The organism is Otoolea muris, assembly GCF_943193115.1.
In the GTDB taxonomy this organism is placed as follows: Bacteria; Bacillota; Clostridia; order Lachnospirales; family Lachnospiraceae; genus Otoolea; species Otoolea muris.
Window position 1 is genome coordinate 24,096 of the sequence record NZ_CALPCY010000046.1, and the last position, 13,485, is coordinate 37,580.

17 protein-coding genes and 1 pseudogene are annotated in these 13,485 nt (G+C 45.8%); 15 read left to right on the plus strand and 3 right to left on the minus strand.

Going from position 1 to position 13,485, the window contains the following annotated elements; genetic code table 11:
• Positions 1 to 98: 98 nt before the first annotated feature.
• The 3 genes from NFS31_RS20445 to NFS31_RS20455 form a co-directional block, all read right to left on the minus strand.
• Positions 99 to 428 carry a helix-turn-helix domain-containing protein gene (locus NFS31_RS20445; protein ID WP_004054500.1) on the minus strand — a complete coding sequence of 110 codons (330 nt, stop codon included), beginning with the start codon at positions 426 to 428 and terminating at the stop codon, positions 99 to 101.
• A 220-nt stretch (positions 429 to 648) separates the two neighbouring features.
• On the minus strand, positions 649 to 2,049 hold the full coding sequence (locus NFS31_RS20450) for a relaxase/mobilization nuclease domain-containing protein (RefSeq protein ID WP_251499268.1): 1,401 nt from the start codon (positions 2,047 to 2,049) through the stop codon (positions 649 to 651).
• Positions 1,998 to 2,339, minus strand: a complete 342-nt coding sequence (locus tag NFS31_RS20455; RefSeq protein ID WP_251499272.1) for a plasmid mobilization protein — start codon at positions 2,337 to 2,339, stop codon at positions 1,998 to 2,000. Before NFS31_RS20455 ends, NFS31_RS20450 begins: the two co-directional genes overlap by 52 nt.
• A gap of 660 nt (positions 2,340 to 2,999) precedes the next feature.
• On the opposite strand from NFS31_RS20455, the gene NFS31_RS20460 reads away from it, so the two are divergent.
• From NFS31_RS20460 to NFS31_RS20530, 15 genes and pseudogenes are all read left to right on the plus strand, one after another.
• Entirely contained in the window at positions 3,000 to 3,329 is a 330-nt protein-coding gene (locus tag NFS31_RS20460; protein ID WP_251499275.1) for an HTH domain-containing protein, read from the plus strand.
• Between the two features lie 561 nt (positions 3,330 to 3,890).
• On the plus strand, positions 3,891 to 4,079 hold the full coding sequence (locus NFS31_RS20465; RefSeq protein WP_016222224.1) for a DUF6462 family protein: 189 nt from the start codon (positions 3,891 to 3,893) through the stop codon (positions 4,077 to 4,079).
• 98 nt (positions 4,080 to 4,177) lie between these two features.
• Positions 4,178 to 4,372 (plus strand): hypothetical protein, encoded by a 195-nt coding sequence (locus NFS31_RS20470; protein ID WP_016222223.1) that lies wholly within the window; start codon positions 4,178 to 4,180, stop codon positions 4,370 to 4,372.
• 14 nt (positions 4,373 to 4,386) lie between these two features.
• On the plus strand, positions 4,387 to 5,625 hold the full coding sequence (locus NFS31_RS20475) for a tyrosine-type recombinase/integrase (protein WP_016222222.1): 1,239 nt from the start codon (positions 4,387 to 4,389) through the stop codon (positions 5,623 to 5,625).
• A gap of 428 nt (positions 5,626 to 6,053) precedes the next feature.
• A complete protein-coding gene (locus NFS31_RS20480) occupies positions 6,054 to 6,515 on the plus strand; it encodes a DUF6075 family protein (RefSeq protein ID WP_251499277.1) in 462 nt (153 codons plus the stop codon).
• Positions 6,515 to 6,694 (plus strand): hypothetical protein, encoded by a 180-nt coding sequence (locus tag NFS31_RS20485; RefSeq protein WP_004066881.1) that lies wholly within the window; start codon positions 6,515 to 6,517, stop codon positions 6,692 to 6,694. Before NFS31_RS20480 ends, NFS31_RS20485 begins: the two co-directional genes overlap by 1 nt.
• A gap of 18 nt (positions 6,695 to 6,712) precedes the next feature.
• Positions 6,713 to 7,498 (plus strand): ParA family protein, encoded by a 786-nt coding sequence (locus NFS31_RS20490; protein ID WP_251499280.1) that lies wholly within the window; start codon positions 6,713 to 6,715, stop codon positions 7,496 to 7,498.
• Entirely contained in the window at positions 7,488 to 8,393 is a 906-nt protein-coding gene (locus NFS31_RS20495) for a ParB/RepB/Spo0J family partition protein (protein ID WP_251499282.1), read from the plus strand. Before NFS31_RS20490 ends, NFS31_RS20495 begins: the two co-directional genes overlap by 11 nt.
• Positions 8,394 to 8,410: 17 nt before the next feature.
• Positions 8,411 to 9,526: a DUF6017 domain-containing protein gene (locus NFS31_RS20500; protein WP_251499285.1), complete on the plus strand. Its 1,116-nt coding sequence runs from the start codon at positions 8,411 to 8,413 to the stop codon at positions 9,524 to 9,526.
• Complete coding sequence (locus tag NFS31_RS20505) at positions 9,527 to 10,189, plus strand: hypothetical protein (protein ID WP_251499288.1); 663 nt, start codon at positions 9,527 to 9,529, stop codon at positions 10,187 to 10,189.
• A 41-nt stretch (positions 10,190 to 10,230) separates the two neighbouring features.
• Entirely contained in the window at positions 10,231 to 10,599 is a 369-nt protein-coding gene (locus tag NFS31_RS20510; protein ID WP_251499290.1) for a hypothetical protein, read from the plus strand.
• Between the two features lie 69 nt (positions 10,600 to 10,668).
• Positions 10,669 to 11,196 carry a hypothetical protein gene (locus tag NFS31_RS20515; protein WP_465223443.1) on the plus strand — a complete coding sequence of 176 codons (528 nt, stop codon included), beginning with the start codon at positions 10,669 to 10,671 and terminating at the stop codon, positions 11,194 to 11,196.
• 117 nt (positions 11,197 to 11,313) lie between these two features.
• Positions 11,314 to 11,739 (plus strand): hypothetical protein, encoded by a 426-nt coding sequence (locus NFS31_RS20520; RefSeq protein ID WP_162225270.1) that lies wholly within the window; start codon positions 11,314 to 11,316, stop codon positions 11,737 to 11,739.
• Positions 11,740 to 11,864: 125 nt separating this feature from the next.
• Positions 11,865 to 12,341 (plus strand): PcfB family protein, encoded by a 477-nt coding sequence (locus tag NFS31_RS20525; protein WP_251499296.1) that lies wholly within the window; start codon positions 11,865 to 11,867, stop codon positions 12,339 to 12,341.
• Positions 12,338 to 13,414 (plus strand): annotated as a pseudogene (locus NFS31_RS20530) (VirD4-like conjugal transfer protein, CD1115 family); the annotation flags it as partial. The gene NFS31_RS20525 and the pseudogene NFS31_RS20530, both read left to right, overlap by 4 nt.
• Positions 13,415 to 13,485 lie beyond the last annotated feature (71 nt).

Genomic DNA, 13,485 nt, shown 5'->3' on the forward strand with positions numbered 1-13,485 from the left:
CTATTGGAAGATACCAATAGATGCCTTTGCACTTTTAAGACGGTACATAAATGATGATTTTTAGATTTGGATGGCTGTTGCGGATGCGGCAGAGAGTGTTATTTCCGCAACAGGCCAAGCAGGTAGCGGATCATAGGTATCAGGTCAACAGCTTCCTGTTCTGTGCAGTCTTTTTGCAGGGCCAGGAGTTTCTGAAGGTTTGGGGTTTCTTCTTTGTATGCCGGATCAAAGATTTTGTCGGCTGGTATTTTCAGGTATGTAACCAGGGTGTACAGCTTTTCAAATTTGGGGTTTCCCCGTCCGGCTTCGATATTGAGTATGGTGCGTGAGTCAATATTCAGGATTTCGGCAAGTTTTTCCTGCGAGAGTCCGAGTCCAGTCCGGGCATCACGCACTGCGGCAGCAAGATTTTGTTTTGCTTCATTCATTGTGATTCACCTCGATAGTAGTTTACAATACACTTCGGCGGGCGTGAATTACAGCAAAATACAGTTGGAAAGTGAATCAGAGTACATGAAAGAGCGATATAAGAAAATACATAACATTAAATATGAAGAAGGTCTAAATACAGGGACTGCCACACACATAAGGGTGTATCGCAATGAAGGACAAAACCTCGTTGGGATACACCCTTTTTTGATGTCGAATTTAGAGGGTATTTTGGTTTTTTTGCACTTTTTTGTCAACAGCCGCCTGCTCCGGGGTACGGTCAAGATATTGGTTGAGGTTGTCCAGTTTCCGGTTAAGGTCAGCGCTTTCTTTTTCGGCAGTTTTATAAGTTTTCTGTAAAGCCTGCTTTTTGGAATAGAGCGCATTGTAGTCGCTGCGAAGCTTTTCGACATCAAGGTTTTTTGTGTCAATGCCAAAGCGTTTCAGCATATTTTCAGCGCCGTCATGGAGCAGAAGCTCCGTTTCGTGCTGGCGCAGGTATCTGTCCTTATCCTTTGACTTCTGGTAGCGGATATGGTAGATGCGGTTGGCTTTGTACTGCTCGGCATATTTCAAAACTTGCCCTAAATCCTTTAGCTGATGCTCGGTTTCCACAAGGCTCTCACGGGCTGTTTTTGCCAGTGTGGACTTGGCGGCGATCTGCTTTTCAAGCTCGGAAATAGAGCCTGCCTGACTGTAACTTGAGGCGGCAATTTTAAGGTTTTGAATGTCAGCCCAATGTTTCAGGCCAGGGCTTTCAGCAAACTTATCCTCGGTGGTGTCAATAAGTTTTTTCCTTGAATAATCTTTGACAACGGGCTTCTTCCGGGCAGGGAACGGAATACGCTTTTTTTCCTTAGCAAGCTCCTTTTCCTCAATGCGTTCCCTGATGCGTTCTTTGGTGTATTCCGTTCCTAAAGACTTTGCACTCCCACGGACAAAACGCTCTCTGTCCAGAGGACGGAATGAGATAAATTTATATGCTTTCTCCCCAAAGTCCGCACCTTTTATTTCATAACCTTTTGCCCGGATCAGCTCAATGCAGTCCTCGTAGGTGGCGGCGTTTTTAATGGCTTCGTCAATGTCGGACTTTAACTGTTCTTTCCATGCGGAGCCGTTTTTGCCAGCCTGCCATTCCTTGTAAGTTTTGCCCCGTTTTTCCCCCGGAGTGATGATGGAAAGTTCATGCTCCCGGCAAAGGTCATCGCTCAGGCTACGGATGTTGTAATAGGTCTTTTTGCAGTCATGATATTTCTGATGATTGATGTTATCGGCGGCACAGAAAATCACATGGTTATGGACGTGGCCTTTATCTATATGGGTGCTGACAACATACGAGTATTTCCCCTCTAAAAGTCTGTCGGCAAGCTCCACGCCTATCTGGTGGGCTTCCTTATAAGTAACCTCACCGGGAAGAAAGGACTGTATCAAATGATAGGCTTTGTTTGGGTCGGACTGGCTGGTTTTTGACAGGGCAAATTTGAAATCATAGGCGGCAGTTTCGGGGCTGCAGCCGTAGGAAGAAATCAGTATGCCCTCATCGGTTTTGGCAGGGTTGCAGATGTAGTCTACTGCCTTACTGACGGTTGCCGTGATAGCATGGATTTTTGTGTATGCCATACCTGTTTCATCAGCTCCTTTACTTCATTTACATCGGATTTGTATACATTGCCCGTGGCATTCATGCGCTTTGCGATCTGGTTTAGATTGTTTCCGATTTTTGCAAGTGCAGAGTTGTATTCCCGTAGCTCTGAATAGTCAATGTCATAGACATAGCCGTACAGGATCAGATGCCGGAGGAAAGCGGATTTGTCTTTCATGTTGGAGGCTTTGCATTTCTGCTCCAGTATGTAAAGTTCATCATCGTTCAGACGGAGTGTTAAGCGGTTTTGGCGTTCTCTGTTCTCCATTATTTGAGAAGCTCCTTTCGATAAAAATGGTTTGTTTTTTGTAATATGCCGTATCCGGCAGGAGGGTTTTTCAAGCGTAAAAATCCAGAAATTCCGCAGAGGCAATTTCGGGATTTTGGAGCGCAAAGGGGGTCAGGGGGATATGCCCTCTGCAAGCCAATTTTCTCAAGTTCCCATTTGGAGGAACTTGGGGAAATTGAAGCCTATGGACGTCCATAGGCAGTGCTTGCTATTCGTGGCAAATTACCCGTAGGGAATTTGCGTGTTGTGCGAGCTTAGGCGAGCGTCTTACAACACATATGGGCGTTTCCGCCCCTGCTTTTGAAAAGCCCTGCGGATATTTGGCTTTTGGGTTTGCCCTGGCAAATAAAAAACTGCCACAACCAAAACAGGGCAGAGTTGCCCTGATCCGGCTCATAGCAGTTTGAGTGTCTGTTGATGAAGTTGTGATTCTATCCACTAAAGATTTTAACAAGCGGCAGGAGGAAAGTCAACAAAAGATAGCAGGAGAAAAACAAAAGACGGAGGTATAAAGGCTGTCAAAAGAGTGGGGCAGGAGAGAACCGGAAAACTTTTTAAATTATTTTTTTGAATAGGAACGGATTGTTCGGGTTCGTTTTTTACAATGTGATTGGAGAATTAGCAGAAGGGAGGTGAAGCATGAATACAGCAGACCGCAGGACGGAAATCATTAACATTCTGATTATCCGGCGGCGTACAACGGCAAGGGAACTGGCGGACGAATTTGGCGTCACTACCCGCACGATACAAAAAGATATTCAGGCTTTATCTCCCGGATACCCGATTTATACAAAGCAGGGAGGGGATGGTGGGATTTTTATAGGGGATGATTACAAGCCATATGTGAATACCCTTTCTGCTGACGAGCTAAAAACTCTGCGTGAAATATACGGACAGGCGCAGGGGTCACAAAAGAAAATCCTGTTACAGATCATACATAAATACGGCCCTGATAAACTGGAATTATGAACTTGCCATTCCGCTAAAGCACATAATCTTTATAGAACCGTTCATAGCAGGCGGAGAGTGCTTATGTGCTTTTTGGGCTGGCAAGTCCAAAGATGATTTTATCCAAAACAGGCAGAGGGATTTCTGCCCGCCAACGCAGGTTGGCGTGTGTACCTTGATAATTGAATATGCAAATACATACGGGACGTGTGGGATGTGCGGAGCCGCTATGCGGACACGCCAAGAACTGCCTGCTTCCATTTTTGTCTGGAAGTGCATACGAGGGAATACTGAAATCTGGTATTGAAGTTAAGGCAGTGAGCGATGAATGTCTGGCGAAAAGTGCAGCAGTTGCATGAGGCTATGAGGCATATCTTTGATAATGATACTTCCGGGTTTTCCGGTCAGTTTGGAGTGACGGTGCGATACCGATGTGGACAGTGTAATGAGCTGTCACCTGTATGTGTTTTTTGAAAGAGTTTGGAGTGAAGTTTTGTCTGCTGATGAGAGCCGGGAAAGAGTTTCGTGGCTGTCATGGGCAGATAAGATGCTGCTTATTTGTAGACAGAAAGAGGTGATATGATGGAGCGAATGAAAAACGGAAAAAGATTTGTTCGCTATAAAGAAGGCGCAGAAATGTATAGTATGTGCCAGAGCAAGTTTGAGCAGATGGCAAAAGACGCAAAGGCTATTTACAAGGTAGATAAATTGGTACTTGTAAATTGTGATATTTTTGAGGAATATCTGGAAACATTCAGATTATATGTGTGATGATTTTTTTTGATTGAGAGATTTTGCAGCAAAAAACACTTGACTTTTCGTATACGGAAAGTATAATAGTAGGTAGAAGTGATTGGAGGTGCATACAGATGGCTAAAATGGGTAGGCCCAAGTCTGATGCCCCGAAACTGAATACATTAAGTGTAAGGGTAACGGATAAGGAGCTGCAAAAGCTGAAAGATTATGCGGACAGTCACGGAATGACCATAACTCAACTATTGCATACAGGTGTTGATCTACTATTACGGACGCCGGATGCAGAGGTGCAAAATCTTTCTCCTTGAAGAAAGGAGCAGAGATGGCGAAAGCAAGAAAAGACAACAAAGGCAGAGCATTACGGAAGGGGGAATCGCAAAGAACGGATAACACTTATGTATATACATACACTGATCCGTTCAAGAAACGCAGATTTGTATATGCCAGGGATTTGCAGACACTAAGAGAAAAAGAAGCGGATTTGATAAAAAACCAGCTTGACGGACTGGATGTTTATGTAGCCGGAAGTGCAACCTTAAATTATGTTTTTGACAGGTATATGTCAACGAAATATGACTTGCGCAGGACAACACGCTCGAACTACTTATATATGTATAACCATTTTGTCAGAGAAGGCTTTGGACAGCGCAAGATCGGAGAGATAAAGTATTCCGATGTAATGTATTTCTATTATCACCTGTTAAATGAAAAGGACTTGCAGGCAAACACAGTTGATACAATCCATACGGTTCTACACCCTACGTTTCAGTTGGCAGTGCGTGACGGAATTATACGCATGAATCCGTCTGACGGTGTTATGGCAGACATAAAAAGGAAATCAGGAAAGAATAAGGGCATCAGACACGCTCTGACACTGGAGCAGCAAAGGGCTTTTATGGATTATACCGCAAACAATCCGGTATTTTTCCATTGGCATCCGTTATTCACGGTTTTGTTAGGAACCGGGTGCAGGATTGGGGAAGTGATCGGATTGAGGTGGGATGATTTAGACTTTGAGAGCCGCCTTATCAGTATTAACCATAGCGTGACATACTACGCAAGGGAGGGCGGGAAAACACGCAAGTCAGAGTTTGCGGTATCGCTTCCCAAAACGGAGGCAGGTATCAGGACGATTCCAATGATGGACGCAGTTTATGAAGCGTTCAAAACGGAGTATGAGGTACAGAAAGAATCTGGCTTCAACAGTACAGTGATTGACGGTATGACTGGATTTGTATTTTGCAACCGCTTTGGAAATATCCATAATCCACAGACTGTAAACAGGACGATTAAAAGGATTTTGGAGAATTATAATGCAGAAGAAGTGATAAATGCCAAAAAGGAGAGAAGACAGCCCATTATCATTCCCCATTTTTCCTGCCACCATTTACGGCATACCTTTTGTACGAGGTTCTGCGAGAAAGAAACAAATGTAAAAGTCATTCAGGCTGTTATGGGACACGCTAATATCGAAACAACAATGGATATATATGCGGAGGTCACAGACGCAAAGAAAAAGGAAGCAATCGAAAATTTATCACACAATCTTGATATATTTTAGGAGAGAGTCCTGGAATTGAATGTGTGAATCGTAACTACAAAATAGCTGAGATACTACAAAGTTACTACGAATTTTGCTTGCATGGTACGGAATAATACTTTATAATACGTTTTGGAAATGCGGCAAATACGGGAGAATACTTGATAATGAGTAATAATACTTTATCTTCTTTGGTATTCCCGACGATGAAAACGCTTGGCAAAGAAAACCAGTAAAATCAAGGGTTTGCGGTACTTGAACTTGTAAACTACAACAAATTTACAACAATTTTACAACGCATAACAAAGAATAATGAGCGTTAATGAATAGTTGTACTCATAAATCCAATTCAATATTTTGTACGATAAGGACATTTTTCTAAAAGAAAATTTTAGGGAAGTGTCCTTTTGTTATGGTCAAAAACAAAATAAGAAATGGAGGAAATGAACATGAGTAGTACAGCGTTAGGAGCAGAGAAAGCGATTATTTTTATCAGCGATGCACATGAAAAATTCTACTACGAGAAATTGAAAGAGGTCAGGTGTCAGGACGTGTACCACAAAGCGCTTGTATATTGTCTTGGTATCAGCGATGACACAAGAAGAAATATCAAAAGTATTTATGATTTTAAGACAGGCTGCGTGAAAACGGAGTGCCTGCATGAAGGCTGGCAGACCAGCGGGAGCGTGAGAGTGGTCAGGATGGCGTTTAACCTTTACTGCAACGGTACGCCGAGCGTCCTTGACTATGATGATGCGGAGGAACAGGTGGACGAGTGCAGACGGTACACAGTGGAAGAACTGTTCTGCTGTGCCTATGCGCCCTATTTTTGGCAGGCAATACAGATTCGGTATCCGGAATACGCAACATATAACCACGATCTGTATGCCATGTTCGGAGGACGGGACTGATGTTAAAGGTTAGGCTTATGGGAACAAAGAACGATATTAAGTGGTTCGGGAAGATTTTACAGAGGAACCCGAAAATTGAAGTGACGGAGTTTTCCGATATGTTCCCAAACAAAGGGACAAAGAAATATTACCGGACTTATGTGGAAGTCAGGAAAAGCAACGTAAAAGAAAACCAGTAGAAGAAAAGGAGAATCATCATGTGTAAAATAATCGCAATCGCAAACCAGAAAGGCGGAGTCGGCAAGACCACCACCACAAGCAATTTAGGAATTGGATTGGCAAAACAGGGAAAGAAAGTGCTTCTGATTGATGCGGACGCACAGGGAAGTCTTACCGCAAGTTTAGGCTTTACAGAGCCGGACAGTCTGGAAGTCACGCTTGCAACCATTATGGGGGATTTAATCAATGACGAGGAAGTAGAACCGGGAGAAGGCATTCTCCACCATGAGGAAGGGATAGACCTTATGCCGGGGAACATTGAGCTTTCCGGTCTGGAGGTTTCCCTTGTGAATGTTATGAGCCGGGAAACGGTGCTGCGGTCGTACATAGAGATTGTCAGGGAGAGTTACGATTATATCCTGATTGACTGTATGCCTTCCCTCGGCATGATTACCATAAACGCCTTTGCCTGCGCCGACAGTATCCTGATACCCGTACAGGCGGCATACCTGCCCGTCAAAGGCTTGCAGCAGCTTATTAAGACGGTGGGAAAGGTAAAGCGGCAGATTAACCCGAAACTGGAGATTGAGGGGATTCTGCTTACAATGGTGGACAGCCGGACGAACTACGCAAAGGACATCAGCTCCATGCTGAAGGAAGCCTATGGAAGCCGGGTAAGGATATTTGCCAATGTCATTCCCATTTCCGTCCGGGCGGCAGAGATTTCAGCGGAGGGCGTCAGCATCTACAAGCATGATCCAAAGGGGAAAGTGGCGTCAGCTTACGATTCTCTGACAAAGGAGGTGCTTGCAGATGGGCAGTAATATAAAATCAAGAAGCGCATCGAAGGTTGCTCTGGAAAGTTTTGATGACTTGTTCGGCGGGAGTGCCGCACAGGAAAACGGGGTGGAGCAGATTATCAATGCGCCGCTGGCAGAGCTTTACACGTTCAAAGACCACCCGTTCCGGGTGGAGGACGATGAGAAGATGGAGGAAACAACCGAGAGTATCCGCCAGTACGGGGTGCTTGTGCCGGGGATTGCAAGACCGAGGGAGGGCGGCGGCTATGAGATCATAGCCGGACACCGCCGCAAACGTGGCTCGGAGCTTGCCGGAAAAACGGAGATGCCTGTGGTTGTCCGCAACTACACCGATGATGAAGCTACGATTATCATGGTGGATTCCAATATCCAGCGGGAAGATATTTTACCAAGCGAAAAGGCGAGAGCCTATAAGATGAAGTATGAAGCCATGAAGCATCAGGGGAAAAAGTCAGGCAGAAACACACTGGATGAGGTCGGGGAAGCCGCCGGGGAGAACGCTAAAAAGGTTCAGCGGTATATCTGGCTTTCCCGCCTGTCTGATGAACTCCTTGCTATGGTGGACGGTAAGAAGCTCGGCTTCTCACAGGGCGTTGACATTTCCTTTCTTGCGGAAGAAGCGCAAGGGTGGGTACAGGCAGTCATAGAGGAAAAAGGCTGTAACGTCAGCATGGTGCAGTCGGCGCAGCTCAAAGAATATGGAAAAACCGGGGAGCTTACCTTTGCAATGGTGCGTATGATACTGACGGAGGAAAAGCCGAAGGAACGGAAAGTGACGCTGAAAGCAGACAAGATCAGCGAGTATTTTGCGGAGGATTGCAGCAGTGAGGAAATAGAGGGCATCATCATTCAGCTTCTGGATGAATGGAGTGCCAGAAATGGCACGAAAAGACAATAGAGGGGAGGTGCATCGGCGTGGATGGCGCAATAAAATTCGACTATTATTATGGCATCGAAGCGGAACAGTTCTCTTTTTACAGAGTGCCGAGGCTGCTGATAAAAGACGCAAGGTTTAAAGAGTTGTCCAGCGATGCGAAGCTCCTTTATGGTCTGATGCTTGACAGGCTGGCATTGTCAATCAAGAATGGCTGGCTTGACGAAGAAAACAGGGTGTATATCCATTACACGCTGGATAACATAATGGAGGATTTGGGATGCGCAAGGGAAAAATGCGCTAAAGTAATAGCGGAGCTTGACAGCAAAAAGGGCATCGGTCTGATTGAGAAGAAAAGACAGGGACTGGGCAAGCCGGACATTATCTATGTGAAGAATTTTGCGACACTGGATACCGGGAAAGAACCGGGCGGAGAGCCGGGAAAGCCGGATAATGCTGACAGTTCCGCAGAAGTTCGGAAACCGAACTTCAAGAGGTTCGATAATCAAACTTCAAGAAGTTCGGAAATCGAACTTCAAGAGATTCGGAAACCGAACTTGCAGGAGTTCGGAAACCAAACTTCAAGAAATTCGGAAACCGAACTTGCGGAAGTTCGGGAATCGAACCCTAATTATAACAATACTAATTATACCGATCTGAGTTATACCAATCCTATCAATCAATCTGATATGGAAACAGAAAAACAGGAACCGGGCAAGCCGGATAATGGTATGATTGATGTGATGGATGATGCCAGCGCCTACATGGAAATCATTAAGGAGAATATCGAGTATGAGCATCACATGAAATATGGCGATTGGAGCGAAAAAGGTCTGTATGAGGAACTGTATGAGGTGATCTGCGAGATTGTGTGCGTGAAGCGCAGGACGGTAAAAGTCAATGGGGAAGATTACCCGTATGAGCTAGTAAAATCAAAGTTCCTGAAGCTGAACAGCTCCCATTTGGAGTACGTCATCGGGTGCATGAAGGAAACCACAACAAGGATAACCAACATCAGGGCGTACATGGTGACTGCCCTCTACAATGCCCCGAACACCATGAACCATTATTACCAGCAGTTGGTTCAGCATGATATGTATGGCGGCGGATGGGAAGAAAAAGGGATGTTTGAGCGCAAAGCGGAAGGAGATGGATAAATGGAGTCCATGCGGGATATTGACCGGGCAATGGAACGGGAAATCGCAAAGGGGAGCTGCCCATTGAGGTTTGTAAAAATAGAGTTTGGCGATTCCCCCTATCAGGAGATTGCGTCAAAGGAAAAGCTGCTGGAGGTATTGTCCTATCTGCTGCGGACAGGCGATTATGGCAGGTTTGCCGGGAAGGGGACAGGGAATAATGTTTACATGGACATTAAGGGCAGGAAGCCGGCTTTTCAGCGTACCCGTTCTTTTCTTGACCGGAACAGCATATTTTCCGCAATCCGCAGGTATGGGAAGAAAATAAAGCCGGATTTTGACGGGCATACTTATCTGGAAACGGTGCGGTGCTGCTTTGGACTGCCGGAAGGGGAACTGGAAAAGTACCGGGTGACCTATGACGGGCAGGAAACCTTCGCTTTTCCCATGTCGGATAAACATATCCTCGGACTTTATACGCACTGCATCTTAGCAAGGCGGGCGGCATCGGCGGATATGGATATTCCTGGAGCAGGCTTTTCGGAGAAGGAACAGGGCATCGCCAGTCTGGAAGATGTGCGTGACGTATTGTTCCAATGCCTTTTATTTGACACAATAAAATGCGGGGAAGGCGTGTTATGCGCTGACCTCTGCACAATCTACTGTTTAAAAGAGGATAGATAGCTTTTGGACTTTTTGTCCAGAAGTAAGTTAGGAGGTGCGCTATGGCGGAAAAATATATTACGGAAGAACAGCGGGCAAAATGCCGGAAGGTGGCGGATGCGTTTGCGGAGCTGTATGAGCTGACCGATGTAATGGTGGCGGATGCCGGGAGGTTCGGCTTTGTCCGTCTGCAATGGTTCAGCGAGGGAGAGGGATTTGATTCGGCAATGGCATTTACGGACAGCGGGGAACTGTTTGAGGAACTCTGGCGGATATGGTATGAACATGAGGTCTTAACGCCAGTGCTTGGTACGCCGCTTGCGGAGCTTGACTATGACGAGATATTCCAGACGCTTTCCAAAGACAGGCAGGAGGAAATATTGGAGAAAAAGAGATATTTCATTGCCCTGTGCAAAGACGCTTTCGGTTAAGGCGGCAGATATTTTTTACAATTCCGGTGCGTTTTCTGCTAAAATAGACTATATCAGGATAAAGGAGTGGTGCGTTTGGGAAACAGGAAGCGGAGGGCGGACAGGACATATAAGGACTTAAAGCAGAAACAGAAAGCAGGAATAGCAGACGGTATGTTCCAAAAGACCTGTGATTATTACAGGGAGCATGGCAGGATGCCGGAAGGAGAGGACTGTGAAAAAATTGCGGGGCAGATTTACCAGAGGGTAAAGGGGATAGCGGAAAAGGCTTCCTTTGATGAAATATACAGCCTGTATCTTTACCGATTGCCACGTTATGAAACAAGGATAGCGGAGAATGGGCTTCCCGAAAAGAAGGAAAAGAAGCAGGATGCCGACAAGCCAAAAGCAAAGCAGAAGGGCAGGAGCAAAAAAGTATGCCCGAACTGCGGAAGGAAGATGAAACAGCAGTTTATCGGCTTGCAGCATTGTAAATGCGGCATGAGCTGGAAAAAGGATATAGGATATTTTGAGCGTACCGGGGATATGGTTTTCGCTCTGGAACGGAGGAAAGCAGGGAAAAAGACAAAGCAGTGTCCGGTGATACGGTACAGATAATTAAATATCAGAAACAGCGTGAGGGCAGTTATAGACCGTAAACAGCGGTTTGTAGCTGCCCTTTTTGCGTTGGGAAAACTTTTGGACTTTTTGTCCAGAAGCAGAATGGAGGATGTAATGAAAAAAAGAGAGTTCCAGAAAAAAGCAACAGCGGAGCTATTGAAAAGGCTGGCGGCGGTCTGTGCGGAGTTGGGGGAGAATCCCAATATCACAGTATCGTCAAAATTCCACAGTTCCTATTTCAAGCTGAGGAATGACTACAATTTGATGCAGATTTCCGTCAAGCAGACTGGGGAGCTTAGTTACCAGCTTACGGATATGCTTGGCAGCACTGGCGGGAAACAGATTTATTATGAATATCGTGAGAGTGATGATTTTACACGCATCATAGAAAAGTTTTGCGGCGATTTCGCAAGGTTTTATAAGGATTTTCTGTTATCCGGCACACTGCATGACTTCTGTGACATAAAGCTGTCATACGGGGAGGATGCAGGCGCAGGACTGGAGGAATACGAATCCTGTATCCGTTCCGGGTGCTTATAGGATAAATACAGCTTTTGGACTTTTTGTCCAGAAGTGGGAAGGAGAGCTTATGAAATATCTGATCCACAGGCTGTACGTCCCACCCTGACGGGCGTACAGCAATAAAAAAAGAAGGAGGAAAAACCATGCAGGAGGAAGTGACACAGAAAACCATTGCCCTTGTGTTTAGATCTTCCCGGCTGACTGCCGACGTGCTGAAAAAGGCTATGAAGATGTATCTGGAACACCGGAAACAGGGAAAGCAGATGCCGCATGGGAAAATATCAGTGAAAGAGCTGGTCGGTCAGGGTATGGGCGCTTCGAGCATTGAGGTGACGGATAATAACATCAAGTCCTTTGAGAGAGTGGCAAAGAAGTACAACGTGCAGTTCGCTGTGAAGAAGGACAAGACGGAGAAGCCGCCGAAGCACATCGTATTATTCAAGGGCAAAGATGCCGACGTGATAACGCAGGCATTTAAGGAGTTTGTAAAAGTTAATGAGAAAAAGCATAACCGAATCTCCGTAAAGGAGAAACTGGCAGAGTTCCGGGAGCAGCTAGGCAAGGACAAAAACCGGGAGAGGGCAAGGGAACACCAGAAGGACAGGGGGCAGTCATTATGAGTAAAATCGTAGAGAGCATAGCCAAAGACCTAAAGTCAATCCCTGAAAAGCTCAAGGCAAAGACAGGGAATATTGACAAAAAGAAACTTCTCCTTATGAATCTCCCCTATGTGCTTGCCGGGTACTTCTGCGACAAAATAGCGTGGCTGTGGCGGGTATCACCGGGGCAGGACGCTTCCGCAAAGGCGATGGCGGTCATGGCGGGAATGGAGGGCTTATTTTCCAACCCGTTACCAAGTTTCCACCCAAAAGATTTGCTGATAGGGATAGGGTGCGGCATTGCGCTCCGCCTTGTGGTGTATTTCAAAGCCAAGAATGCCAAGAAGTTCCGGCATGGCATGGAGTACGGCTCTGCGAGGTGGGGAAACGCAAAGGATATTGAGCCTTATGTCGATCCGGTATTTGAGAACAACGTGTTACTCACAGAAACGGAAAGGCTGATGATGTCCGGCAGACCGAAACAGCCGAAGTATGCGAGGAATAAAAATATCCTTGTCATCGGCGGTTCTGGTTCTGGCAAGACGAGGTTTTTTGTAAAACCCAACCTGATGCAGATGCACTCATCATATGTTGTCACCGATCCGAAGGGGACAGTGTTAGTAGAGTGCGGAAAAATGCTCTTAAAGAACAGTTACCGGGTGAAAGTGCTGAATACCATTAACTTTAAAAAGTCCATGCACTACAACCCTCTCGTTTATATCCGGAGCGAGAAGGACATTTTGAAACTCGTAAACACAATCATCTTAAACACCAAAGGGGAGGGGCAGCAATCCGGCGAGGATTTTTGGGTGAAAGCCGAAAAGCTCTATTATACTGCACTGATCGGGTACATCTGGTATGAGTGCGTGGAGGAAGAACAGAATTTCACTACGTTGCTTGACATGATAAATGCCAGCGAAGCAAGGGAGGATGACGAGGAATTTAAAAATCCCGTTGATTTGATGTTCGATGAGCTGGAGGAAAGAGAGCCGGAGCATTTTGCAGTAAAGCAGTATAAAAAATACAAACTGGCGGCGGGCAAGACAGCGAAAAGCATCTTAATTAGCTGCGGCGCACGTTTAGCCCCCTTTGACAGTGCAGCGACACGTTGTCGCATATAAACTTTGCGTAGGATTTTCCTGCAAAGAGGTAAAAGTGACGGAAA